Annotated in this window: 24 protein-coding genes and 1 pseudogene; 13 read left to right on the plus strand and 12 right to left on the minus strand. The window is 58.9% G+C overall.

Annotated features, from left to right (window positions below; all coding sequences use genetic code 11):
- Nucleotides 1-221: 221 nt before the first annotated feature.
- From H6B31_RS08905 to H6B31_RS08950, 10 genes are all read right to left on the minus strand, one after another.
- Entirely contained in the window at nt 222-3,695 is a 3,474-nt protein-coding gene (locus H6B31_RS08905; protein WP_204898194.1) for a DNA polymerase III subunit alpha, read from the minus strand.
- A 98-nt stretch (nt 3,696-3,793) separates the two neighbouring features.
- Entirely contained in the window at nt 3,794-4,327 is a 534-nt protein-coding gene (locus H6B31_RS08910) for a hypothetical protein (protein WP_204898195.1), read from the minus strand.
- A gap of 204 nt (nt 4,328-4,531) precedes the next feature.
- The gene (locus H6B31_RS08915; RefSeq protein WP_346014060.1) at nt 4,532-5,020 is read right to left on the minus strand and encodes a GNAT family N-acetyltransferase; all 489 of its coding nucleotides are present in this window, start codon (nt 5,018-5,020) and stop codon (nt 4,532-4,534) included.
- Complete coding sequence (locus H6B31_RS08920; protein ID WP_204898196.1) at nt 5,017-5,652, minus strand: VanZ family protein; 636 nt, start codon at nt 5,650-5,652, stop codon at nt 5,017-5,019. The genes H6B31_RS08915 and H6B31_RS08920 overlap by 4 nt, the downstream gene beginning before the upstream one ends.
- Before the next feature lie 7 nt (nt 5,653-5,659).
- The gene (whiA, locus tag H6B31_RS08925; protein WP_204898197.1) at nt 5,660-6,559 is read right to left on the minus strand and encodes a DNA-binding protein WhiA; all 900 of its coding nucleotides are present in this window, start codon (nt 6,557-6,559) and stop codon (nt 5,660-5,662) included.
- Nucleotides 6,560-6,563: 4 nt separating this feature from the next.
- A complete protein-coding gene (locus tag H6B31_RS08930) occupies nt 6,564-7,598 on the minus strand; it encodes a gluconeogenesis factor YvcK family protein (RefSeq protein ID WP_243418950.1) in 1,035 nt (344 codons plus the stop codon).
- A gap of 45 nt (nt 7,599-7,643) precedes the next feature.
- A complete protein-coding gene (gene rapZ, locus H6B31_RS08935) occupies nt 7,644-8,504 on the minus strand; it encodes an RNase adapter RapZ (RefSeq protein ID WP_087291497.1) in 861 nt (286 codons plus the stop codon).
- Between the two features lie 12 nt (nt 8,505-8,516).
- The gene (locus tag H6B31_RS08940; protein WP_204898198.1) at nt 8,517-8,717 is read right to left on the minus strand and encodes a hypothetical protein; all 201 of its coding nucleotides are present in this window, start codon (nt 8,715-8,717) and stop codon (nt 8,517-8,519) included.
- 1 nt (nt 8,718) lies between these two features.
- A complete protein-coding gene (gene murB, locus H6B31_RS08945; protein WP_204898199.1) occupies nt 8,719-9,630 on the minus strand; it encodes a UDP-N-acetylmuramate dehydrogenase in 912 nt (303 codons plus the stop codon).
- Nucleotides 9,631-9,766: 136 nt separating this feature from the next.
- The gene (locus H6B31_RS08950) at nt 9,767-11,011 is read right to left on the minus strand and encodes an adenosylhomocysteinase (RefSeq protein ID WP_204898200.1); all 1,245 of its coding nucleotides are present in this window, start codon (nt 11,009-11,011) and stop codon (nt 9,767-9,769) included.
- Between the two features lie 217 nt (nt 11,012-11,228).
- Between H6B31_RS08950 and H6B31_RS08955 the strand changes: the two genes are divergently transcribed.
- From H6B31_RS08955 to H6B31_RS08995, 9 genes and pseudogenes are all read left to right on the plus strand, one after another.
- Nucleotides 11,229-12,086 (plus strand): rhomboid family intramembrane serine protease, encoded by an 858-nt coding sequence (locus H6B31_RS08955; protein ID WP_243418951.1) that lies wholly within the window; start codon nt 11,229-11,231, stop codon nt 12,084-12,086.
- A gap of 82 nt (nt 12,087-12,168) precedes the next feature.
- Complete coding sequence (locus H6B31_RS08960; RefSeq protein ID WP_204898201.1) at nt 12,169-12,507, plus strand: histidine triad nucleotide-binding protein; 339 nt, start codon at nt 12,169-12,171, stop codon at nt 12,505-12,507.
- 160 nt (nt 12,508-12,667) lie between these two features.
- Nucleotides 12,668-12,745: pseudogene (locus tag H6B31_RS17805) on the plus strand (HIT domain-containing protein); the annotation flags it as partial.
- Nucleotides 12,746-12,908: 163 nt separating this feature from the next.
- The gene (locus H6B31_RS08970) at nt 12,909-14,693 is read left to right on the plus strand and encodes an LTA synthase family protein (RefSeq protein ID WP_204898202.1); all 1,785 of its coding nucleotides are present in this window, start codon (nt 12,909-12,911) and stop codon (nt 14,691-14,693) included.
- 164 nt (nt 14,694-14,857) lie between these two features.
- Nucleotides 14,858-16,270, plus strand: a complete 1,413-nt coding sequence (locus tag H6B31_RS08975; protein WP_204898203.1) for a sensor histidine kinase — start codon at nt 14,858-14,860, stop codon at nt 16,268-16,270.
- Nucleotides 16,271-16,960, plus strand: coding sequence for a winged helix-turn-helix domain-containing protein (locus tag H6B31_RS08980; RefSeq protein ID WP_204898204.1), 690 nt, complete (start codon nt 16,271-16,273; stop codon nt 16,958-16,960).
- Nucleotides 16,961-17,041: 81 nt separating this feature from the next.
- The gene (locus tag H6B31_RS08985) at nt 17,042-17,179 is read left to right on the plus strand and encodes a helix-turn-helix domain-containing protein (protein WP_204898205.1); all 138 of its coding nucleotides are present in this window, start codon (nt 17,042-17,044) and stop codon (nt 17,177-17,179) included.
- Nucleotides 17,180-17,579: 400 nt separating this feature from the next.
- Nucleotides 17,580-17,873: a hypothetical protein gene (locus H6B31_RS08990; RefSeq protein ID WP_007886029.1), complete on the plus strand. Its 294-nt coding sequence runs from the start codon at nt 17,580-17,582 to the stop codon at nt 17,871-17,873.
- Nucleotides 17,874-18,248: 375 nt separating this feature from the next.
- Nucleotides 18,249-19,469, plus strand: a complete 1,221-nt coding sequence (locus tag H6B31_RS08995) for a Mef(A)/Tet(V) family efflux MFS transporter (protein ID WP_002584949.1) — start codon at nt 18,249-18,251, stop codon at nt 19,467-19,469.
- 80 nt (nt 19,470-19,549) lie between these two features.
- Here the strand turns inward: H6B31_RS08995 and H6B31_RS09000 are convergent, their stop codons facing one another.
- Together H6B31_RS09000 and H6B31_RS09005 are read right to left on the minus strand one after the other, a co-directional pair.
- On the minus strand, nt 19,550-20,350 hold the full coding sequence (locus tag H6B31_RS09000) for a helix-turn-helix domain-containing protein (protein WP_002575858.1): 801 nt from the start codon (nt 20,348-20,350) through the stop codon (nt 19,550-19,552).
- Between the two features lie 78 nt (nt 20,351-20,428).
- Nucleotides 20,429-20,692, minus strand: coding sequence for a hypothetical protein (locus H6B31_RS09005; protein WP_002575859.1), 264 nt, complete (start codon nt 20,690-20,692; stop codon nt 20,429-20,431).
- A gap of 228 nt (nt 20,693-20,920) precedes the next feature.
- On the opposite strand from H6B31_RS09005, the gene H6B31_RS09010 reads away from it, so the two are divergent.
- The 4 genes from H6B31_RS09010 to H6B31_RS09025 all read left to right on the plus strand — a co-directional run bounded on the left by H6B31_RS09010 (nt 20,921) and on the right by H6B31_RS09025 (nt 23,237).
- Nucleotides 20,921-21,334 carry a cysteine-rich VLP domain-containing protein gene (locus H6B31_RS09010; RefSeq protein WP_002575860.1) on the plus strand — a complete coding sequence of 138 codons (414 nt, stop codon included), beginning with the start codon at nt 20,921-20,923 and terminating at the stop codon, nt 21,332-21,334.
- Between the two features lie 111 nt (nt 21,335-21,445).
- Nucleotides 21,446-21,841 carry a replication initiator protein A gene (locus H6B31_RS09015; RefSeq protein ID WP_002575861.1) on the plus strand — a complete coding sequence of 132 codons (396 nt, stop codon included), beginning with the start codon at nt 21,446-21,448 and terminating at the stop codon, nt 21,839-21,841.
- 184 nt (nt 21,842-22,025) lie between these two features.
- Nucleotides 22,026-22,970, plus strand: coding sequence for a MobV family relaxase (mobV, locus tag H6B31_RS09020; RefSeq protein WP_002334814.1), 945 nt, complete (start codon nt 22,026-22,028; stop codon nt 22,968-22,970).
- Between the two features lie 72 nt (nt 22,971-23,042).
- Complete coding sequence (locus H6B31_RS09025; RefSeq protein WP_002334813.1) at nt 23,043-23,237, plus strand: hypothetical protein; 195 nt, start codon at nt 23,043-23,045, stop codon at nt 23,235-23,237.
- The last annotated feature ends 12 nt before the right edge of the window (nt 23,238-23,249 follow it).

A 23,249-nucleotide genomic window follows, 5' to 3' on the forward strand; every position in this document is an offset into this window, starting at 1 on the left:
TTCCCGTATTTTGTAGGGGCGGCTATCAGCCGCCCGAAAACCTTCCCCTTGGGGGGAAGGTGCCCCCGAAGGGGGCGGATGAGGGACGATGATAGAACGCTTTTTTGTGGAGGGCGCGGCCTCCCGGACGCGCCGTTCCGCCTATCCGCAAACCTCTGTAGGGGCGGCACACCTGGGCCGCCCGCCGTGGAGGCATCCGCCGCCTCGCGGCTGCCCGCCTGTTACTTCACCACCACGTTCTCCTCCCCCAGGCGCTCTTTCAGGTCCTGCACCAGGGCCGGGTGGATCATACAGCGGGTGCCCACCCGCTTTTTGCAGTCCTCAAAGTAGAGCACCGCCTGGCTCTCTCCGGGGAAGAAGGACAGGGCCAGCTTGATCTTCCGCATGCGGGGGTCCTCCCGGGTGGGCAGGCGGAGCCACAGCTTCTCCGGTTTCCCCTGGGCCTTGCCGTCCAGATCCCCCAGAGGACGGATGGAGTCCACCATGAGCTGGGGCTCCTTCTCGTCCCGGACGGAGATCTTCCCGGTAGCCAGCACGGCGCTGTTTTCCCGGATGTATCCCCCGCTCTCATTGAGCACCCGGGAGAAGCACAGCAGCTCCATGGAGGCGGTGTCGTCCTCCAGGGTGACGTAGGCCATCAGGGTGTTGTTCCGGGTGGTCCGGGTCTTATAGGTGGAGATCACTCCGGCGATGGTAACCACCTCCCCGTCCCGGTAGCGGGCGGGGCCGTCCTCCCGGCCGAAGTCCCCCAAAATGGAGCCGATGGTCACCGCCCCCACCATCTTGGCCGCCTCTCGGTAGGCGTCCATGGGGTGCCCGGTGAGGTAGAGGCCGGTGACCTCCTTCTCCATGGACATGAGCTGCTGGGGCGGGTATTCTGACACGTCCGGCAGGTGGAGGGCGGGCAGGGCGGCCTCCTCCGCCTCTCCCCCGCCCATGCCGAACAGGTCCATCTGGCCCTCCAGGTTGCGCTTGCGGCTGGCGGCGATGCCGTCCAGAACCTGCCCATAGACCTCCATCAGCTGGGCGCGCTTATACCCCATCCGGTCAAAGGCACCGGCTTTGATCAGGCTCTCCAGCACCCGCCGGTTTAAGTCCTTGTCAAACATCCGGTCGCAGAAGTCCATAAAGTCGGTGAAGGGTCCGTTCTTTGAGCGCTCCTCCAGCAGGCCGTTGATCACGCTCCGTCCCACACCCTTCAGGGCCACCAGGCCGAAGCGAATACCCCCCTCGGACACGGCAAAATCCGCCTCCGACTCGTTGATATCCGGGGGCAGCAGAGCGATGTTCCACTCCTTGCACTCGGCGATGTACTCGGCCACCTTGTCGCTGGAGTCCAGCACCGAGGTGAGCAGGGCGGCCATATACTCCTTGGGGTAGTGGCACTTGAACCAGGCCGTCTGATAGGCCACCACCGCGTAGCACACCGCATGGGCCTTGTTGAAGGCGTAGTTGGCGAAGTCGTAGATCTCGTCGTAGATGCTCTGGGCCACATCCTCGGGGATGCCGTTGGCGGCACAGCCGGCGATGTTTCGCTCCGGGTCCCCGTGGAGGAAGGTGGCCCGCTCCTTCTCGATGTCCTTCACCTTTTTCTTGGACATGGCCCGGCGCACCATGTCCGCCTGGCCCAGAGAGTAGCCCCCCAGCTGCTGGAAGATCTGAATGACCTGCTCCTGATAGACGATGCAGCCGTAGGTGTTGGACAGGATGGGAATGAGGGAGGGGTGCTTGTAGGTGACCTTCTCCGGGTTGTGCTTGCAGGCGATGAACCGGGGGATGGAGTCCATAGGCCCCGGCCGGTACAGGGCGATGATGGCGGTGATGTCCTCGATGTTCTGGGGCTTCAGGCCCACGCACACGCCGGTCATGCCAGCGGACTCCATCTGGAACACGCCGGAGGTCTTGCCGTCGGACAGCATCTGGAACACCGCCGGGTCATCGTCGGGGATCTTCTTCGGGTCGAAATCCGGGTGGCTGCGGCGGACCAGCTTGGCCGCGTCGTCCAGCACCGTCAGGTTCCGCAGACCCAGGAAGTCCATCTTTAAGAGGCCCAGCTCCTCCAGGGTGGTCATGATGTACTGGGTGACCACCAGGTCGTCGTTCTTGGCCAGGGGCACATAGTCGCTCACCGGCCGGCTGGTGATGACCACGCCGGCGGCGTGGGTGGAGGTGTTCCGGGGCATGCCCTCGATGGCCTTGGCGGTGTCGATGAGCTTTTTCACCTGGGGATTTTCGTCGTAGGCGTCCTTGAGCTGCTTGGACAGCTTCAGGGACTCCTCCAGGGTGATGTGGAGGGCCCCCGGGCCGCTGGGGATCAGCTTGGCGATGGCGTCCACCTCGGCGTAGGTCATGTTCAGCACCCGGCCCACATCCCGCACCGCACCGCGGGCGGCCATGGTGCCGAAGGTGACGATCTGGGCCACATGGTCGGCCCCGTACTTCCGGGAGACGTAGTCGATGACCTCCTGGCGGCGGCGGATGCAGAAGTCGATGTCGATATCGGGCATGGTCACCCGCTCCGGGTTCAGGAAGCGCTCGAAGTACAGCCCGTATTTCACCGGGTCCAGGTCGGTGATGTTCAGACAGTAGGACACCATGGAGCCCGCCGCCGAGCCTCGCCCTGGCCCCACTGGGATTCCGTTGTTTTTGGCGTAGGCAATGAAGTCGGAGACGATGAGGAAGTAGTCCACAAAGCCCATCTTCCGGATCATGCCCATCTCGTACCGCAGCTTCTCCAGGTACTCGGGGGGCTCCGCCGGGTAGCGCCAGCGGAAGCCGTCCATGCACAGCTTCTCAAAGTAGGCGTCCCCGTCGGTCCAGCCCTCGGGCAGCTGGAAGTGGGGCAGGTGGTACTTGCCGAACTCGAACTCCACATTGCATATATCCGCAATTTTGGCGGTGTTCTCCAGGGCCTCGGGGCAGTTGGGAAAGAGGGAGGCCATCTCCTCCTCGCTCTTGACATAAAACTCCTGGGTCTCGAACTTCATGCGGTTGGGGTCGTCCAGCGTCTTGCCCGTCTGGATGCACATGAGGATGTCCTGCATCTCCGCGTCCTCCCGCCGCAGGTAGTGGGCGTCGTTGGTGGCGATGAGGGGGATGCCCGTCTCCTGGTGGAGTCGCATCAGCCCCGCGTTCACCTGCCGCTGGGCGGGGATACCGTGGTCCTGGAGCTCCAGGTAGTAGCCGTCCTCCCCGAACCACTCCCGCATCTCCAGGGCCACCTCTTTGGCCTTGTCGTAGTCCCCGGCGGAGAGCAGCTTGGGCACCTCGCCCCCCAGGCAGGCGGAGCAGGCGATGAGGCCGTCGCAGTGCTCCTTCAGCAGGTCCAGGTCAATGCGGGGCTTCATATAAAAGCCCTCCAGGAAGGCCTGGGACACCATATAGGACAGGTTGCGGTATCCCTCCTCATTCCGGCACAAAAGCACCAGGTGGGAGAAGGCAGAGTCATACTCGTGCATCTTCTGGAACCGGGTCCGGCCCCGGGGGGCCACATACACCTCACAGCCGATGATGGGCTTGATTCCCTCCGCCTTGCAGGCCTTGTAGAAGTCGATCACCCCGTACATGACACCGTGGTCGGTGATGGCCACCGCCTCCTGGCCCAGCTCCTTCACCCGCTTGACCAGTTTCTTGATCCGGCAGGCGCCGTCCAGAAGGGAGAATTCAGTATGCAGATGTAGGTGGACAAAGGACATGGTGTCTCTCCTTTTTAGTTCTCCTTGGAACACTATCTGTGGCAAATAATTGATAAACTCCTATCAACCGAAACGGATTATGTCTCTTTTTAGGATGTCTAATATTTTACTTTATTTCCTTTTTCTTTATCCAGCTGATAGAGAATCTTATCGATTTGTTCAAACGGAATATCCGGACAATTTTTCTGTTGAAAGGCGTAGCAGTCTCTAACATATTGCATATATAATTGTGCCAATGCCTCTTTTTTTATAAGATATTTAGGGTACTCTTCACGATATAGCTCCCGGTAGGCTCTCTGATCTATGATCGGGTAAAGAGCGGGATGGTAAAAGTGCAAAATGGTACTTGCCATTGGAAGCCGAATTCCTTTTGCACCAAGCAGTTTCACAATCACAGAAAAAGTAGCCTGATTTTCCGAGGCTTCCATCGGATCTGTGATCGCAGCCAAGTCATAGATTTCCTCAATTACTTGTGGGGTTATTTGCGGCATCCGATTGATCTTCCAAAGGACAATTTCATTGATAATATCTTTATTTTCTTGATAGTTCTCTTTGTCTGCCGCAGAAATTCGCTCAAAAATTTCTGCTCCGTCCTGATAATGGTACCGCTGAAGCACATCTTGATAATTCATAACTCTGTCCCCAATCTATTATTGATCCGCTTGCATACCCCTTATTTCCAAACTTTTCTCAAATTACTACTTTCTTTTTCGTTTCCTAACGGAATACCTCAGCAGGCACGCCCGCACAACGAAGAACCCCAAAAACGCCCAAGGAAATTCAAAATGGAGTCGTCCACATGGGAGTTCCCTCAGAAACTCAGAGCGCCCCGCTGCTTATAGCTGATTTGCCGTCCGTTTCAAGGTCTCCCCAGCCAGGCGGTAAACCGTCCAGTCGCTCATGGGCTCAGCGCCCATACCTTTGGTGTAAAAGTCAATGGAGGGCTGGTTCCAATCCAGGCACCACCACTCCATCCTGCCGCAGCCCCGTTCCAGGGCAATCTGCGCCAATTTCTGAAACAGGGCCTTTCCATAGCCCTTTCCACGGCACTCTGGCCGGACGTACAAATCCTCCAGGTAGAGGCCCGCCCGGCCCAAAAAGGTAGAAAAGTTGTGGAAAAATAGGGCGAAGCCCACCTCAGTCTCCCCCTCCAGGACAAAGAGGACCTCCGCTTTTTCCTTTTCAAAGATCCAGGTATGAAGGGTATCCTCGTCAGCTACCACCTGGTCCAGCATCCCCTCATAGTCGGCCAGTTCACGGATAAAGGTCAAAATCAGTCCCTCATCCCCCGGGACCGCACTTCGAAATTTTATGGTCTCACTCACAGTAATTCTCCTTTCTGACGCCGCCGCACATAGGCGGCATACCCCATCTGACACACCCGCACAAAGAAGTACCCCAAAAAGGCCCCCAGGAAATTCAAAATGGAGTCGTCCACGTCGGCGGCCCCGGTGGCGGTGCACCACTGGATATACTCCACCCCCACGGACACCAGGGCGGCCAGGGGCAGGAAGGTCCAGAAGTGCCGCATCCCCCGGAACAGCAGGGGCAGCAGCACCCCCAGGGGGACCATGATGGCCACGTTGCCCAGCAGGTTCATAATGCTCACATAGCTGCCGGTGTTGCGGTAGAAGCGGATGTAATTGCGGATGGTGTGGAAGGGCTCCAGGTTCACGGTGCCTCCCCAGCCCCGGTCCATGTGGAACAAGCCGCCGAAAAACAGCAGAACCAGCAGCAGGAACAAATAGTAGCAAAACAGCACCCACAAGCTCCCCCGCAGATACCGCCTCCAGACCGTCCTGGGCAGGGTCCGCAGGCGCAACAGCACCCCCGCCCCGGCGATGACCACGGTCAGCACCGGGACGGCCAGCTGGTGGGTCAGATGGAGCTCGTCCCCCAGCAGCAGCCACACCAGATTCAGCACCGCCGCGACCACATAACATATGACGTGAAGCATAGGGTCCCTATTCCTTTTCCTCAAGGTTCCCCAGCTCCACCAGCTTGCGCAGGCGGTGGTTCAAGGCAGATTTTGTCACCGGCGGGTCGCAGCGCTCCGCCAGCTGGGACAGGGTGTCCTCCGGGTGGTCCATCCGCAGGCGGGCGGCCTCCTGGAGCTTGTCCGGCAGCTTCTCCAGCACCTTGTCCCGCTCCAGCCGCCGGATGGCCTCCAGCTGGGCCTGGGCGGCCTCCACCACCTTGTCCAGGTTGGCGGCGTCGCAGTTCACCCGCCGGTTCACGCTCCCCCGTAAATCCTTCTCCAGCTTGGCGTTCATCACCTCCATGGCGGACAGGGGGGCGCCCACGGCGGTGAGAAAGTTCTCGATGGACTCGCTCTGCTTGAAGTAGATGACCGAATTGCCCTTCCGCTGGGCATCCTTGGGGGAGAAGTCCTCCTCCCGCATAAGGGCCAGCATCTCCCGGCTGACGCTGTGGTGGGAGGTGGCCAGCTCCAGATGGTACCCCTTTCTCGGGTCGGTCACCGAGCCCCCGGCCAGAAAGGCCCCCCGCAGGAAGGAGGCCCGGCAGCAGTCCTCCTCCAGCACGGCGAAGTTGATGTGCAGGGCCAGGGCCGTCCGGTCCGAACCGTAGGTCTGATGGATAATCTCCAGCTTGCCGGGGTCCTGGATGGAGAAGATGTACTTCCCCTCCCCCTGGGGCAGGCGGTCGAAGGTGAGCCGGAAGGCCTTTTTGAACAAAACGGGCAGCCGCTGGGCAAAGGCCTCGTGCTCGGTGACGATGCGCACCTCGTCCCCGCTGAAGGTGTTGCAGTAGAGCAGCACCCCGTAGGCCTCCGCCTGGGCGCAGCACTTCTTATGCACCTCCAGGCGGCACAGCTCGTTTTTTACCTCTCCTCCAAAGGTCATGCCCTCACTCCTCTATGATATAGCGGTTCTTGCCCCGGAAAATGCGCACGGCCCGCTGGCGGTAGAGCTCCAGCACCGCCGCGGCCAGCTTATCCGGGTCGTGGCGGGCGTAGTCGCCCCCCTCAGAGGCCACCGGCCGCTCCACCAGCTCCAGGCCCATGGCGGAGATCCGCTCCCGGTCCACCACCAGGGGGGCGGCGTCCTCCGCCCGGTAGCGCTCCACCAGCCCCTCCCCCACCGGGGCGGAGTTGGCCAGGCACAGGTCCACCTTGGCCCCGTGGTCCATCAGAGCCTCCAGGTGGTCGGCGGCGGTGTACCCCTCCGTCTCCCCGTCCTGGGTCATAATGTTGCAGATGTAAATTTTCAGGGCGTCCGACTCCCGGATAGCCTCCGGCACCCCGGCCACCAGCAGGTTGGGGATGACGCTGGTGTACAGACTCCCCGGCCCCAGCAGCAGCAGGTCGGCCTCCCGGATGGCCTCCAGGGCGGCGGGCAGGGCCTTGGGCTTGGCGGGGATCAGCTCCACGTGGTGGATGCGGCAGTCCTGCTGCTTCTTCACGTCGCAGATCTTGGACTCCCCCACCACCCGGGCGCCGTTTTCAAAGACGGCCTCCAGCTGTACGTCGGCGCTGGTCACCGGCAGCACCCGGCCGGTGATGGCCAGCACCTGGCTCATCTGGGACACCGCCTCCTCAAAGGAGCCGGTGACCCCGTTGAGGGCGGCCAGGATCAGATTGCCGAAGGACTGACCGGCCAGCCCTCCCTCGGTGAAGCGGTAGGTGAGCAGCCGCTGCATGATGGGCTCCACGTTGGCCAGGGCCTCCATGCAGTGGCGGATGTCCCCGGGCGGGGGCATGCCGATGTCCCGGCGGAGCACGCCGGACCCCCCGCCGTCGTCGGCCACCGTCACCACGGCGGTGAGGTTTCGGGTATATTTCTTCAAGCCCCGGAGCATGGTGGACAGTCCGGTCCCGCCGCCGATGGCGGTGATCTTGGGACCGCGCTCCCACTGCTGGGCGTTGGGCAGCATCTCCAGCATAGCGATCTCCTCTCTTGCTTGTGTCAGGCTTCAAAACAAAAGGCTCTATGTCCGCCCCATGTCCCGGTGGCTCTCGGTCACCGGGTAGTTCAATCCGCGGATGGTCTCCGCCAGGGCGTGGGCCACCGCCACCGATCGGTGGTGTCCCCCGGTGCAGCCCACGGCGATGACCAGGGCGGCCTTGCCCTCCTCCAGGTACCGGGGCAGCAGGTAGGTGACAAAGTCGGTGAGCTTCTTCAAAAACTCCTGGCTCTGGGGGGAGGACAGGGCGTAGTCCCGCACCCCCGCGTCCAGGCCGGTGAGGGGCCGCAGCTCGGCCACGTAGTAGGGGTTGGGCAGGAAGCGCACATCAAAGACCAGGTCGGCCTCGGCGGGGATGCCGTGCTTGAAGCCGAAGGACATCACCCGCACCTCCATGGACCGTTCCGCCGCATTTTTGGAAAACATCCGCAGCAGTTCCCCCCGCAGGGCCCGGGTGGACAGGTTGGAGGTGTCGATCACCCAGTCGGCCCGCTCCTTTAAGGGGGCGAGCATGTTCCGCTCCAGGGCGATGGCCTCCTCCAGAGAACCGCACTCCTCCGCCAGGGGGTGATTCCGGCGGGTCTCCTTGTACCGGCGGATGATCACCGGGTCGGAGGCCTCCATGAACACGATGCGGTAGCCGCACTTCATGGCCTTCAGGCCATCCAGAGCCTGAAACAGGCCGTCAAAGTTGGTGCCTCCCCGGACATCCGTGACCAGGGCCACCCGGTCGTACTCCCCGTTGCCCCCCATCCCCAGCTCGGCAAACTTTGGGATCAGGGGGGCGGGCAGATTGTCCACGCAGAAAAAGCCCATGTCCTCCATGATGGAGGCCGCCCGGCTCTTGCCCGCCCCGGACAGACCGGAGATGATGATAAATTCCATGGCTGTACACCTCTATTTCTCTCTGCCGCCGTCCCCGGCCAGCTCCCGGAGGATCAGCGCCCGGGACAGGTACATGGCCTTCAGCCGCCGCTTCAGCAGGGTGTGGTGGGAGGTGCCCGGAGAAAACTTTTTCTGGGCCTCCTCGCACTTGTGAATGATCGACTCAACGGCGGTCAAAGACTCGGACAGGTCCTCTCTCGTATATCCGTCCATCTTACCGCAGTACCCGCACTTCCATCTCCAGCTCCACGCCGGTCTGCTGGAGCACCCGCTCCTTCACCTGGTCCACCAGGGCGAGCACATCGGCGCAGGTGGCCCCGCCCCGGTTGATAACAAAGCCCGCATGCTTCTCGGACACCTGGGCCCCGCCCACGGTGAGGCCTTTCAGCCCACACTGTTCGATAAGAGCGGCAGCGAAGTGCCCCGCCGGCCGCTTGAACATGGAGCCGGCGCTGGGGTATTCCAGGGGCTGCTTCTCCTTCCGCCGCCGGGCCAGTTCGTCCATGCGGCCGCGGATGGCGGCTGGGTCGTCCGGCTCCAGCTGAAATTTCGCCCCCAGAATGACGCGCGCTCCATCTGAAAATACGCTGTGGCGGTAGGAGAACCCACACTGCTCCGCCGGAACCGTCTCCACGCCGCCGGTTCTCCCGGCGGCGGTGACCTCCTTCACCACCTGGACCATCTCGCCCCCGTAGGCGCCGGCGTTCATCAGCACGCCGCCCCCCAGGGTCCCCGGGATGCCGTGGGCAAACTCCAGGCCCGCCAGCCCCTCCTGGGCGGCAAACGAGGCCAGCCGGGCCAGAGACACCCCCGCCCCGGCCCAGATCTCCCGCTCCCCCGTCCGCTCCAGGGCGTCCAGGCCGGTGAGCAGCACCGCGAAGCACGGGATCTCCCCGTCCGCCGCCAGCAGATTGGAGCCGTTGCCCAGCACCACCAGCCGAACCTGGGCCCGCTCCGCCTCTCTCAGGCAGGAGAGCACCTCCCCCTCGCTGCGGGGCATAGCCATCAGCCGCACCGGACCGCCGATGCGGAAGGTGGTGTGGCGGGCCATGGGCTCATGCTCTCTCAATTCCAGGGCGGGGCAGGACTGTCTCAGCGCCGCCGCCAGCTGTTCAAACCGCTCCATAGAACCTCCAAATAAAACCGGGGGCGCACGCCCCCAGAGTATGATCGTACCGTTATTATAACAAACCTTCCCAAGGAATAGAATAGCCCGGAGAAAATTTTGGCCCGCCCGGCGGACGCGGCCGCCGGGCGGCCGGTCACGCCTCCCAGCCAGCCAGATAGTCCTTCTGCTCCTGGGTGAGGGTGTCGATGGACAGGCCCATGGCGGCCAGTTTCACCCGGCCGATCTGGTCGTCGATCTCCTCGGGGACGTTGTAGACCCTCTTCTCCAGCTGTCCGGCGTGCTTGGCCATCCACTCCAGGGACAGGGCCTGGACGGCGAAGGACATGTCCATAATCTCCGCCGGGTGGCCGTTGCCCGCCGCCAGGTTCACCAGACGGCCCTCGGCCAGCACGTTCAGGGTGCGCCCGTCGGGCAGGCGGAAGCCCTCGATGTTCTCCCGGCGGGGGAAGCGCTCCACAGACAGCTCGGCCAGCCGTTTCACGTCCACCTCGCAGTCGAAGTGGCCCGAGTTGCACAAAATGGCGTTGTCCTTCATCACCTGGAAGTGGCGCTCCACAATCACGTCCTTGCAGCCGGTGGCGGTGACAAAGATGTCCCCGTACTTGGCCGCCTCATCCATGGGCATGACCCGGAAATTCTCCATGGTTGCCTCCAGGGCCTTGAAGGGGTCCACCTCGGTGACGATCACGTCGGCCCCCATGCCCTTGGCCCGCATGGCGATGCCCTTGCCGCACCAGCCGTAGCCGGCCACCACCACCGTCTTGCCCGCCACCATCAGGTTGGTGGTGTGCATGATGGCGTCCCAGGAGGACTGCCCGGTGCCGTACTTGTTGTCATAGTAGTGCTTGGCTTTGGCGTCGTTCACCGCCATCATGGGGCAGGGGAGGATGCCCGCCCGCTCCCGGGCGTACAGGCGGTGGATGCCGGTGGTGGTCTCCTCACAGCCCCCCAGCAGCCGGTCCCCGTACTGGGCGCACTTGCCCCCCATCAGGGAGATCAGGTCGCCCCCGTCGTCCACGATCAGGTGGGGGCGGCACTTCAGGGTCTCCACCAGCAGGTCCTCATACCCCTGCATGTCCACCCCGTGGACGCCGAAGGTCTCCACCCCCAGGTCGGCCATGGCGGCGGCCACGTCGTCCTGGGTGGACAGGGGGTTGCAGCCGGTGAGGTACACCTTGGCGCCCCCCTCCCGGAGGACCAGACCCAGGTTGGCGGTCTTGGCCTCCAAATGGACGGAGACGGCGATGGTCAGCCCCTCGAAGGGTTTCTCCCGGCGGAAGCGCTCCTCAATGCCGCTGAGGGCGGGCATGAAGTCCCGCACCCACTGGATCTTCTGGTGGCCGGAGGGGGCCAGGGACATATCCTTTACGATGCTCATAGATACCGTTCCTCTCTCTTCTCGAAAAATAAATCTATTTTTTGAGCCGTTCCGGCCCGTTTTTCGCGGATGCTATTGTATCACGATTTGCCGCCCAGGGGAAGGGCAGGTTTGTTCCCCGCCGAAAATGTTTACACTTTGGTTATAGACATTTCCCCGGAAAGCGGATACAATGTTGCTTGTATGCCCAATTATCATCACAAAAGGAGGGCTGTCCATGAAGGCCATTTCCCGCTGGCTGGACCGCTTCTGTTATAATCACCCCAACTTCGGCATTCCCAATCTGATGAAGTTTATCGTCATCGGCAACGTGCTGGTGTACTTCCTGGATATGTTCTCCCGCGGATATGTCTCCTGGCTGTTTTCTTTCTCCAGCCCGCTGATTCTGCAGGGACAGATTTGGCGGATTATCAGCTTTATCTTCGTCCCCACCAGCGGCTACAACCCCAATGACATGTTCAGCATCCTGTGGTTCGCCATGACCACTCTGTTTTACTACTACATCGGCAACTCCCTGGAGCGGCAGTGGGGCACTCCCCGCTTTACCGTCTTCTACGGTCTGGGCGTGGTGCTGAACATTCTGGTGGGCTTCCTGATGGGCGGCACCTCCATGTACTACATCAACATGTCCATGTTCTTCGCCTTCGCCACCCTGTACCCCGACCTGCAGGTGCTGCTGTACGGTATCCTGCCCCTGAAGGTGAAGTGGCTGGCCTGGATCGACGCGGCGCTGTTTGCCTTTGACTTCTTCTTCAGCATCTTCTCCCGCCAGTGGATCACCGCAGTCCTGCCCCTGGTGGCCATCCTCAACTACCTCATCTTCTTCTGGGAGGACCTGATGGGCATTGTCCGCCGCACCGGGCAGCGGGCCGCCTACCGCACCAATCCTCAGACCATCAACTTCAAAAAGGCCCAAAAGCAGGTCCGGGAGCACAAGGGCTACCTCCACAAGTGCGCCGTGTGCGGCATCACCGACGCGGACGACCCCAACATGGAGTTCCGGTACTGCTCCAAGTGCAACGGCTACTACTGCTACTGCATGAAGCACATCAACGACCACGTCCACGTGCAGTGAGGTTGTGCTTCTCCCAAAAGCGTGCTACAATGGGAACGAATGAATCGGGCGGTCTCCGCCCAGGAAAGGAGGACTTCCGTTTATGAGCGATTGTCTGTTCTGCAAGATCGCGGAGGGACAGATCCCCTCCAACAAGGTCTATGAGGACGAGGTCTGCTACGCCTTCTACGACATCGATCCCCAGGCCCCCACCCACTTTCTGGTGATCCCCAAGATGCACATCGCCTCGGTGGCCGAGGTCACTGAGGACAACGCCGCCGTGGTGGCCCACATCTTCGCCGTCATCTCCAAGGTCACCAAGGAGCTGGGGCTGGAGAGCTACCGGGTGGTGTCCAACATCGGCGAGCAGGCTGGCCAGAGTGTGCCGCACTTACATTTTCATGTGCTGTCCGGCCGGGACATGACCTGGCCTCCCGGATAAGGAGAGCCTGCTCGCCGATTCCGCCGCGTAGCGGCGGCGGCGCTTTTGCGCCGTACAAGCGTTTTGCCGCAGGCAAAACCTTGGCGCAGGGCGAATTTATTTCGCCCGAGCATTGATAAAATCCGGGAACCCAAAGGCTGTCAAAAACAGCCTTTGGGAAGAGCAGGCGGGCCAGTCTGTACCGCACCTGCATTTCCACGTGCTGTCCGGCCGGGACATGACCTGGCCTCCCGGCTGAGCCGTCCTTTGATTTCAATGCCTTTCTGACGCAGTTCGCGTCAGAAAGGCGTTTTATTTTTCCCCGGCCCGGCGCACCGAACTTTCCCTTTTGACAAACCGGGACAAAGTGTGTACAATAGAGCTCTAAATGTTAAATATATGTTAAATACAGGAGAAAATTTATGAAGTTCAGAGCTCTTTTCACCAGGGAGCGTCTGGAGCAGGCGGCGCTGCTGCTCCTTCCGCCCCTGACAAGTTTTTATTTGATGCAGTTTATTCTGGGAGTCCTCCCCTGGGAGCTGGCCCCCGGTGTGGTGCTGGCCAACAGCCTGTGCATCGGCGCGGTCTATTTTCTGCTGTGGGCGGCCACGGGCTACCCGGCGGTGTGCTGTCTGCTTCTCCATATCCTGTGCGGGGTGTGGGGAGCGGCCAACTACTTTGTCGTCCTGTACCGGGGGACGCCGGTGCTCCCCTGGGACCTGACCGCCCTGGGAACGGCGGCTGCGGTGTCGGGGAGCTACTCCTTCGCCCCCACTGCCCCCATGCTGGCCGGAATCGCCCTGGTGGCCCTTCTGGCCTGGCTCCTGCGGCACAAATTCCGGGAGGGCCGCTTTCTTATCGACCGGCACACCGCCCCCCTCCGCTGTCTCTCTCTGGTCCTGGGCGTCTTCTGCCTGAGCCAGGCGGTACATACCGAGTCCCTGGGCCGGTTCGGCGTGGAGACCGACGTGTGGGACCAGTTGGGAGCCTATCAGAAGAGCGGCGCGGTGGCCGCCTTTCTGCGCAACACGGAGTTCATGGAGGTGGAGGAGCCGGAGGACCTGTCTTCCCAGCGGCTGAACTGGATCATGGACCAGGTGGAACGCCCGGAGGAGACGGCGGTGAGCGCCGACCACCCCAATATCATCGCCATTATGAACGAGTCCTGGGCGGACTTTGAGGAGTTCGGCACCCTCTCCCTCTCGGAGAGCGTCACCGACTACATCCGCTCCCTGGACAACGCGATCTGGGGCCACGCCTACACCTCCGTCTTCGGGGCGGGCACCAGCGCCAGCGAGTTTGAGTTTCTGACGGGGAACTCCATGGCCTTCCTGCCCTCGGGCAGCATCCCCTACCAGCAGTACATTCTGGACGACTCCCCCTCCCTGGCCTCCCTGCTGCGGGAGGAGGGGTACCGCACTCTGGCCTTCCACCCGGGTGAGCGTACCTCCTGGCAGCGGAACCAGGCCTACCCCCGGCTGGGCTTCGACGACTTCAAGTGCGGCGAGGACATGGACGTGGAGCAGACCCTGGAGCACGGCTACGTGAGCGACCGGTCCGACTTCGCCCAGATCATCTGGGAGTTTGAGCACAAGGAGGCGGGAGAGCCCCTGTTCCTGTTCAACGTCACCATCCAGAACCACGGCAGCTACACTGTGGAGGACTACCCCGCCCAGGTCCAGCTCACCGACGAGCCGGGCAAGTATCCCATGGCGGAGCAGTACCTGACCCTGGCCAACGAGACGGACCAGGCCTTTCAGATGCTGGTGGACTACTTCTCCCAGCAGGAGGAGCCCACCATCATCCTCATGTTTGGGGACCACCAGCCCTCGGTGGAGCAGGCGTTTCTGGACAAGGCCTACGGGGTGGCCCAGTCGGATATGACCATGGAGCAGTACATGGACAAGTACCGGACCCCCTTCGTCATCTGGGCCAACTACCCCCTGGAGGAGGAGGGGCCGGAGGAGTCCAGCCTGAACTTTCTGGGGCAGTACCTGCTCCGGTACGCCGGGATTGAGACCGATCCCTACGGCCAGTTCCTATGGAGCCTCCAGAACACCATCCCCGCCCTCACCTTTGTGGGGTACACCGACGCCCAGGGGAATGCCTACAGCCATTTGGAGGACACCGTCTATACCGGAAAGATCGAGGACTATCAGCGGCTGCAGTATGTGCGGCTGTTCGGCGGCGAGGAGCTCACCGCCTGACCCTCTCCCCATAACCGCGCGGCCGCTGAACGGGCCGGGCGTCCGCTCCGGCGGGCGTCCGGCCCTGCTCTTTCAGGATAATTTGCAAAAAGTTTAGATTTTCCCACTTCCCTATTTACAATTATCCCTTATGCTGGATAACAAATGGAGGACGGAGGGTGGAGATGAGACGGCAGATTTTCTTCTTCCATATGGTGACCCTGATCCTGGCCCTGCTGACCCTTCTCACCGTAAGCGGCGGTGTGCTCCATCTGGTATTCCGCGCCTATCAGGACCAGGCGGTCCCGGCGGCGGACAGCCGCTCCGACCAGGTGCAGAGCACTCTGGCCAGCTGGCCGGAGGAGGCCAGAGACTGGTGGGAGCTGGATCAGAGCCTGGCAAAGCTGGACTACCGTCTGGCGGTGGAGCAGAACCACCAGGTAGTCTACTCCTCTCTCAACCGGTTTCAGGAGGACCTCTACAACCGCATCTTCGCCAACGCCTCCTGGCCGAAGTCCGGCACGCTGTCCCTCCAGGACCAGGGGGTCTTTATCGTGGGGCGCCGGTGCGGAGACGCGGTCCTGGTGGCCATGATGGAGCCCCAGACCCCTGAGATGTTCGGCCAGCAGCGCCCCCAGAATGAGGCGGCTCTCATCTCCTTCTCTGTCATCGGCCTGGCGGCCATCGCAGTTATCGGCGTCCTCAGCTTTCTGTTTACCCAGTACCAGGTCCGGCGGATTCTCAAGCCGGTGAACGCCATCATTCAGGCGGCTGGACGGGTGGAGCGGGGGGATCTGTCCACCCCTCTGGACTGCAAGGGGCCGGACGAGTTCTCCTCAGTATACGCCGCCTTCGAGCATATGCGGCGGCATCTGCTGGAGGAACAGAAGAAAAACGCCCGCTATGAGCAGGCCCGCACCGATCTGGTGGCGGGCATCTCCCACGACCTGCGCACCCCCCTTACCTCGGTGAAGGGCTATCTGAAGGGGATGCGGGACGGAGTGGCCAACACCCCGGAGAAGCGGGAGCAGTATCTGGACGTGGCCTATCGGAAGGCATGCGAGATGGAGCGTCTGCTCCAGCGGCTGTTCTACTTCTCCAAGCTGGAGACCGGAAACCTCCCGCTGTTTCTCAGTGACGCCGATCTGGGGGACTTTGTGGCCCAATTTGTCCGGGAGGCCCGGCAGGAGCTGGCCCCCTCCGGGGGCCAGGTGGCGCTGCGGGGGGCCCCCGCCCCCCACCCGGTTCGGATCGACCCGGAGCAGCTGCTGCGGGTGCTCAACAATTTAAAGGACAATGCGGTGCGGTACTCCGGCGCCTCCCCCCTGGTGCTCACCCTCACCGTCTGGCGGCAGCGGGACCGGGAGTGCATCCGCTTTGCGGACAACGGCCAGGGGGTGCCGGAGGACCAGCTCCCCCACCTGTTTGAACAGTTTTGGCGGGGGGACCAGGCCCGGAGCAGCCGGGGCGGCGAGGGCAGCGGCCTGGGGCTGTATATCGTCAAGCATATTGTCGAGGCCCACGGGGGCTCGATTCAGGCAAGAAACGACCACGGGCTGGTGTTTGAGATCGCCCTGCCCTGTGCGGCGGTGGAATAAATGGCCAAAATCCTGATTGTGGAGGACGACGAGGAGATCGCCATGCTGGAGCGGGACTACCTGGAAATTGAGGGCTTTCAGGCCCAGGTGATCTCTGACGGCGGGGCGGCGGAGGAGGCCGCCCTCACCGGGGCCTACGATCTGATCCTGCTGGACCTGATGCTGCCGGGGCGCAGCGGCTATGAGGTGTGCCGCCGCATCCGGGACCAGGTGGACGTGCCCATTTTAATGGTCACCGCCCGCACCGAGTCGGTGGACAAAATCCGGGGGCTGGGCCTGGGGGCGGACGACTACATCGGAAAACCCTTCGACCCGGCGGAGCTGGTGGCACGGGTCAAGTCCCACCTGAGCCGGTATCAGCGCCTCACCGGCGGCCGCGGGGAGGACGACGGCGCCATCCAGGTGGGGGACCTGCGCATCCTCCCCCAGAGCTGGAAGGTCTTTAAAGGGGACCAGGAGATCAAGATGCCCAACCGTGAGTTCGCCCTGCTGAAGTTTCTGGCGGAAAACCCCAACATCGTATTCTCCAAAGAGCGCCTGTTTGAGACCATCTGGGGCTATGACTATGTGGGAGACAGCGCCACTGTCACCGTCCATGTGGGGAGAATCCGGGACAAGATCGAGGACGACCCCGCCCATCCCAAAATCATCGAGACGGTGTGGGGGGCGGGCTACCGGCTGAACCGGTAAAACGGGCCAATCTGGCCGCTCTACGCAGCGTTTGTTGCTCCCTCCTCCCTCTGATGGTATACTGTCTGGGAGGTGATGGGGATGGACCGGCAAAAAACCGGCGCGCTGATTGCGCAGATGCGGAAGGAGCGGGGACTTACCCAGCGGGAGCTGGCCGAGCAGCTGCACGTCTCCGACCGGGCGGTGAGCAAGTGGGAGCGTGGAGTTTCCCAAAGTTAAAGATACCACATCAATCCCACGCGGACTTTTGCTCAACCGATACAGCCGGAGGGCTGGATAACAAGAAAAGGCGGTATGCGCCCCGTGGAGGGGTAGCGTACCGCCTTTTCTTGTGGGGGTTTCCAAAGGGGGCAACGCCCCCATTTGGCACACGACTTTGCGAAGCAAAGTGTAGTGTGTTATACGCTCTGCCGGCGTTGCCGTGAAAATGCCGTTGCCGCCGGGGAGGGCAAGGGCATTTGACGCGGCAGGAAAGCAGGGCTTTGTTTGGGGCTGGTAAGCCGGAAACAAAGGGCTGATTTCAGCAGCAGACAGGGCGTATTATGAAAGCCCCCGTCCCTCGTCCTCCGCCCCCGGCCTATGGGACAAAAAGTCCCAAAGCTCTGGACACCGTGACCAGATGTGTGGCCACACTCCGGGAAAAGTAGCAGGACGGCAGGAAACCGTCAAGGCTGAAATGAATGGGCTGACGCCCGGCCTTGACCGTTCCCCGCCGCCCCGCTGGATGGGTGGACAAGGTGGCCAATCCCTAAAAGTGTTTGGCCGCACTCGTTCATTTTGGGGCCTTTCTTCTCCCAAAATTGAAATGGGCGGGAAAGCCCTAAAATGGCTTTCCCGCCTTGATTACCCATTAGCAAAGACGGGCGAGACTGTCAACGGCGGCGCTGAAAGCGCCGTTCATCTTGACCGTTGACTGGCTCGCCTGGCTTTGCTACTGCCCGTAAGAGATGGAAAAACAAGATGGAAAACAAGGTTAAAAATGGTTGACAAGTCTATCGGATGTGTGTTATACTGTGCGACAGTTTGAGATTGGAAGGAGGCTTACGTGTGTTAATTTGTGTACGCTAATAAGCAATAAAAAGTAGAAGTACCTTTCCACATGATGGTGGGCTTTTTTTGCGTGCGTATGCAAAGGAACACGTAGGTTTGACACGAGCAGTCTTTGAACTGTATCGTGGTGTTTTTTCGTGCTTTGTTGTTATGCAGGCGTCTGCCCTCTCTGTGGGACAACGCCTGCTTTTTATTGCAGAAACAAAGGAACAATGCAATAAAAAAGGAGGTTCGCATTATGACCCAAAACAACAATTCATGGAGAAAAACTTATTTTACACTTCTTGCCGGACAAGCAATATCCTTTATTAGCAGCGGTATTTTGCAAATGGCCATTATCTTTTATTTGGTTGCGAAAACTAATTCTGCAATCATATTGACGGCGGCAACACTGATTGGATTTTTGCCGCAAGCCTGTTTAGGCCCGTTTGCAGGTGCTTTTGTTGACCGGCACAGCCGTAAAAGCGTAATGATTGGTGCGGATTTGATAATTGCCGCCGCTGGCGGTATTCTGGCGCTGGTGGCGTTTTACATGGAATTGCCCGTATGGTCTATTATGGTTGTCCTGTTAATCCGAAGTGCGGGAACTGCTTTTCATTCTCCAGCATTCAGCGCAGCAACACCTATGATTGTGCCAAAAGAGGAACTTACAAAATGCGCTGGTTACACGCAGACCATGCAAGCAGTAAGTGCGATTATCAGTCCAGCTGCCGCAGCGTTTTTATATGCTGTTTGGCCTCTTAATGCAATTATATTGTTAGATATTGTGGGTGCAATCCTTGCCTGTGTGACTGTTGCGATTTCGTCCATACCAACGCCTGAACTATGTCCAGAAACGAAAAGACAACAGTTTTTACAGGATATGAAAGAGGGGTATGTGGTATTAAAGCAAAACAGGGGCCTCTTTGCTCTGCTCTGGATTGGTGTAATTTATATGTTCTTTTATATGCCAATCAGTACGCTTTTTCCTCTCATCTGTATGTCATACTTCAAAGGAACACCGGCCCATGCCTCTGCCGCTGAAATTGCTTTTGCGGTTGGTATGCTGCTTGGCGGAGTCATTCTGAGCATTTGGGGCGGTTTTAAGAAACGGCGGTACACCATCGGTCTTTCCGTTCTCCTGATGGGCGTTAGCAATATGCTCTCCGGGCTTTTGCCGCCAGACGCATTTCTTGTCTTTGTTGTGTGCTGTACTGTTATGGGAATTTCCGCTCCATTTTACGGTGTGCAAAATGCGATTTTTCAAGAAACGGTCAAACCAGAATATCTGGGGAGAGTTTTTTCTCTACTGACAAGCGCCGCTTCCCTCGCCATGCCGTTTGGCCTTGTCATTTCCGGGCCTCTGGCGGAGCGGCTGGGAGTTGAGAAATGGTTTGTCATTTGCGGAATTGGCATTATCATCGTTGCGCTTGCCGTATTTTTACTACCCGGTTTGAGAGAGATTGACAATACGCAATAATCAACTGCACCTTTTTCTATTACTAAACAAAATGCCTGGATGGTGGTTCTGAAAAACCAGAACCGCCGTTCAGGCATTTTTTATCTTCGTCCTCTCTGCGGTTTTGGATTCTTCAGCAAGTCGGATTTTTCCGCAATCTTTTTCAGCCACTTCCGTTCTTCTACTGACAGCTTCCTAAAATTCAGCTTGAGCCGTTTGCAGATAAACGCCAAGTACGCTTGTTCCGTGTCGCTGTCCTGGCTGACGATTTCACCAGCAGTTTCCAGCATTTCTTTTAGCGGGTTATCCTCTGGGACGCTGAAAAAATCGTCCTTGTGTGTTTCCCGCAGAGCAAGGGCAATCCCGTTTATGTCCCGTTGTATCACATAGCGGCAAAACTCGTCCTCATCAATATGGGCGGTGATAAGCTGTCTTAACTGCGTATCACTCATGCCAGGATTATGCTTTTTTATAACAGTTGCGCTCATCGTGTCCACTATGGCGTTTGCACCCTGCGCCTGTTTCAGTGCCGTTCCGTTCACATAGATTTCAAGGTCAGCCATCAGCCGGGGGAAATCCGGGTGCGCCGCCAGCTCACACAGCAGGGTATTGTCTATCCTCCCGCTTTTCAGCAGGTCAATCATTTCATCACTCAAACGCAGGTCTGCAAGATCGGCGTTTGGGTGATTTTTCATTTCAGACAGCCCCAGCAGATAATCAGCGGTCACACCGTAAAACTTCGCCAGCCGGATAAGGGCATAGTGGCTGATGTCCTTGAAGTCTTCCGTTTCGTAACTGCCCAGCGCAGACTTGGAAAGCCCGGTCTGCTCCGCAAGCTGCCCCAGCGTCAAGCCACGCTCCACACGTAGGTCTTTTAATCGCTCTTGTATGGATAAAGACATATTCACCCTCCTTGCTAGCTCAACGAAAGAGAAGCCGTTATGCTATGTACTATGCTCATAGCATAACGGCATAGGCATTTACAGTTTTATTTTACCATTTGCTACATCTTCACGAAATTTATCAACAAGCTTCGCTGTCAGCTTGGATTTACCGTAGTGTTCAAGTACAAAAGTACGATAACTTTTTCCATCTACAAGCACATCACTTTTTCTGGTCAACAACCAATTTCCGTTACCTCCTCCCTGTTCTCTAATATTCCAGTCTTTCCCATATCTTTTATAGATTTCATCTTTTTTACCTTGAACAGACATTGATTCGCTTGGAATATAAACAATTTGCATAATAGCTCCTCCTTTATTTTGTGCAAGAAGACCAGAAACCTGAATTTGTCTTTTATCTTTTTTTGATTATATCACAAATCCGAGAGCGTGGAAATAGGGAGTTTTTCAGGCTGATTTCCTACCTCTTGGATATACGGCACAGGCGGTCAAAAAGGTGTAGACTTGGGATAGTTCATCGATGGACAAGCACCTTGGAAACAGAACACGCCAAAGAAAACGGAGGGACGCATGAGCAAAAGACCCTATCAACACCTGCCGCCGCTGGAACACAGGCCGGACGGCTCCCCCTACCGCATAACCCCGCCCCAGAAGAGACGAGCCAGCGGCCTGATACGCCGGGAGTGCTGCAACTGCGAGGACGGAAACTGCCTTGCGCTGGACGATGGCGACACCTGCGCCTGTCCGCAGATGATTTCGTTCTCCGTCTGCTGCAAGTGGTTCCGCTGGGCGGTCTTGCCGCTGGACAGGACGCTGGAAGCGGAGATTTACCGGGACAGGGACTTGAAACGCTGTGCGGAGTGCGGCGGTGTGTTCGTCCCGAAGTCCAACCGGGGCAAATACTGCCCGGACTGCGCCGCCAGAGTTCACAGGCGGCAGAAAACAGAAAGTGAACGGAAAAGGAGGTCTGCTGTGGACAGTTAAGAGCGGGAAAAGCCTTGATTTGCAAGGCTCCGCAAGCCCTCAACCGGGGCGGCTGGTATCATTTATCATTCGCCCCGGAAAACGGGCCTCTAACCGTCCACAAAACACGCTATGACAAACACGATTTATATTCACCAGCCGGAAAAGGCGTTCAGTTTCACCCGGCTCCCCAATTTCCTTTTTGAAGCACCCACATTCCAGCCCTTGAGCAACGAAGCGAAGGTGCTGTATGCCTTTGTCCTGCGCCGGGCGGAGTTGTCCCGGAAGAACGGCTGGGCGGACGAGTACGGGCGGGTCTACCTGTACTACCCCATCTGCGAGGTGGTCGCTTTGCTCCGCTGCGGGCGGCAGAAAGCGGTCAACACCCTGCGGGAGTTGCAGTATGCGGGGCTGGTGGAAATCCAGAAACAGGGCTGTGGAAAACCCAACCGCATTTACCCGAAATCCTATGAAGCGGTTCCAAACACCGACTTCAAGAAATCCGGTTATGGTACGCCGGAGGGCTGAAAACCGTACTTGGCGAGTACGAAAATCAATCCTCTTGAAGTACGGAAATCTGACGGTATATAGAAATACAAAGATTAAAAAGATTTATTTATATTCTATCCATTCCAATCCTATCCGAGCTAATTTCTGCGGGATTTTCCCTGTGGAAAACCCCGGATAGGAAAGGAATGGGGAAAGGAGCAGAATGGCACAACACGCAATTTTGCGGTTTGAGAAGCACAAGGGCAACCCGGCAAGGCCGCTGGAAGCCCATCACGAAAGACAGAAAGAACAATACGCCAGCAACCCCGACATTGACACAAGCCGGAGCAAGTACAACTTTCATATCGTCAAGCCAGAGGGCAGGTACTATCATTTCATTCAAAACCGCATTGAACAGGCCGGGTGCCGAACCCGCAAGGACAGCACACGGTTTGTCGATACGCTGGTAACTGCCAGCCCGGAGTTTTTCAAGGGGAAATCCCCAAAGGAGATACAGGCGTTTTTCCAGAGGGCGGCGGACTTCCTCATTGGCCGGGTAGGACGGGAAAATATCGTGTCGGCGGTGGTACACATGGACGAGAAAACGCCCCACCTGCATTTGACCTTTGTTCCGCTGACAAAGGACAACCGCCTGTGTGCAAAGGAGATTATCGGCAACCGGGCAAACCTGACGAAGTGGCAGGACGATTTTCACGCCTATATGGTGGAGAAATATCCTGACTTGGAGCGTGGGGAGAGCGCCAGCAGGACAGGCCGGAAGCATATCCCCACCCGGCTTTTCAAACAGGCGGTTTCCCTCTCCCGGCAGGCAAGAGCCATTGAAGCCACACTGGACGGCATTAACCCGCTGAACGCCGGAAAGAAAAAAGAGGAAGCCCTCTCCATGCTGAAAAAGTGGTTCCCGCAGATGGAGAATTTCTCCGGGCAGTTGAAAAAGTACAAGGTCACAATCAATGACCTGCTGGCGGAGAATGAGAAGTTGGAAGCAAGGGCAAAGGCCAGCGAAAAAGGAAAGATGAAAGATACGATGGAACGGGCAAAGCTGAAAAGCGAACTGGACAATTTACAGCGGCTGGTTGACCGTATCCCGCCGGATATACTGGCGGAACTGAAACGTCAGCAGCGGCACACGGTAAAGGAAAGGTGATAGATATAAGCAGAAATTTTCGCCGCCTCTGTGCGGCATTGTACCTTGAAAACTGAATATGGAGGACACTGGATGGCAAAAAGTGAAAGCGATATTTTTACACCCCGAACAGGGCAGGTTATACAAGCAGAGAACGGCACGCAGTATTTTGTATGTGGGAACAACCGTATAAAAATCTCCGAACACTTCGCCGCAGGCGGGAAGCCCCTCGGTGATCTGATTGTAGATGTGGTGCGGCATACCGCAGAAAAAGCCGCTTCAACCTGATAGCCCATCATT

The organism is Pseudoflavonifractor capillosus, assembly GCF_016899775.1.
Lineage (GTDB): Bacteria > Bacillota > Clostridia > Oscillospirales > Oscillospiraceae > Lawsonibacter.

Excerpts from the sequence above, each read along its gene's own strand:
- H6B31_RS08905 (WP_204898194.1), bottom strand. The coding sequence starts at position 3,695 with ATGTCCTTTGTCCACCTACATCTGCATACTGAATTCTCCCTTCTGGAC.
- H6B31_RS08910 (WP_204898195.1), bottom strand. The coding sequence starts at position 4,327 with ATGAATTATCAAGATGTGCTTCAGCGGTACCATTATCAGGACGGAGCA.
- H6B31_RS08920 (WP_204898196.1), bottom strand. The coding sequence starts at position 5,652 with ATGCTTCACGTCATATGTTATGTGGTCGCGGCGGTGCTGAATCTGGTG.
- whiA (WP_204898197.1), bottom strand. The coding sequence starts at position 6,559 with ATGACCTTTGGAGGAGAGGTAAAAAACGAGCTGTGCCGCCTGGAGGTG.
- H6B31_RS08930 (WP_243418950.1), bottom strand. The coding sequence starts at position 7,598 with ATGCTGGAGATGCTGCCCAACGCCCAGCAGTGGGAGCGCGGTCCCAAG.
- rapZ (WP_087291497.1), bottom strand. The coding sequence starts at position 8,504 with ATGGAATTTATCATCATCTCCGGTCTGTCCGGGGCGGGCAAGAGCCGG.
- H6B31_RS08940 (WP_204898198.1), bottom strand. The coding sequence starts at position 8,717 with ATGGACGGATATACGAGAGAGGACCTGTCCGAGTCTTTGACCGCCGTT.
- murB (WP_204898199.1), bottom strand. The coding sequence starts at position 9,630 with ATGGAGCGGTTTGAACAGCTGGCGGCGGCGCTGAGACAGTCCTGCCCC.
- H6B31_RS08950 (WP_204898200.1), bottom strand. The coding sequence starts at position 11,011 with ATGAGCATCGTAAAGGATATGTCCCTGGCCCCCTCCGGCCACCAGAAG.
- H6B31_RS08955 (WP_243418951.1), top strand. The coding sequence starts at position 11,229 with ATGAAGGCCATTTCCCGCTGGCTGGACCGCTTCTGTTATAATCACCCC.
- H6B31_RS08960 (WP_204898201.1), top strand. The coding sequence starts at position 12,169 with ATGAGCGATTGTCTGTTCTGCAAGATCGCGGAGGGACAGATCCCCTCC.
- H6B31_RS08970 (WP_204898202.1), top strand. The coding sequence starts at position 12,909 with ATGAAGTTCAGAGCTCTTTTCACCAGGGAGCGTCTGGAGCAGGCGGCG.
- H6B31_RS08975 (WP_204898203.1), top strand. The coding sequence starts at position 14,858 with ATGAGACGGCAGATTTTCTTCTTCCATATGGTGACCCTGATCCTGGCC.
- H6B31_RS08980 (WP_204898204.1), top strand. The coding sequence starts at position 16,271 with ATGGCCAAAATCCTGATTGTGGAGGACGACGAGGAGATCGCCATGCTG.
- H6B31_RS08985 (WP_204898205.1), top strand. The coding sequence starts at position 17,042 with ATGGACCGGCAAAAAACCGGCGCGCTGATTGCGCAGATGCGGAAGGAG.
- H6B31_RS08990 (WP_007886029.1), top strand. The coding sequence starts at position 17,580 with ATGTGTGGCCACACTCCGGGAAAAGTAGCAGGACGGCAGGAAACCGTC.
- H6B31_RS08995 (WP_002584949.1), top strand. The coding sequence starts at position 18,249 with ATGACCCAAAACAACAATTCATGGAGAAAAACTTATTTTACACTTCTT.
- H6B31_RS09000 (WP_002575858.1), bottom strand. The coding sequence starts at position 20,350 with ATGTCTTTATCCATACAAGAGCGATTAAAAGACCTACGTGTGGAGCGT.
- H6B31_RS09005 (WP_002575859.1), bottom strand. The coding sequence starts at position 20,692 with ATGCAAATTGTTTATATTCCAAGCGAATCAATGTCTGTTCAAGGTAAA.
- H6B31_RS09010 (WP_002575860.1), top strand. The coding sequence starts at position 20,921 with ATGAGCAAAAGACCCTATCAACACCTGCCGCCGCTGGAACACAGGCCG.
- H6B31_RS09015 (WP_002575861.1), top strand. The coding sequence starts at position 21,446 with ATGACAAACACGATTTATATTCACCAGCCGGAAAAGGCGTTCAGTTTC.
- mobV (WP_002334814.1), top strand. The coding sequence starts at position 22,026 with ATGGCACAACACGCAATTTTGCGGTTTGAGAAGCACAAGGGCAACCCG.
- H6B31_RS09025 (WP_002334813.1), top strand. The coding sequence starts at position 23,043 with ATGGCAAAAAGTGAAAGCGATATTTTTACACCCCGAACAGGGCAGGTT.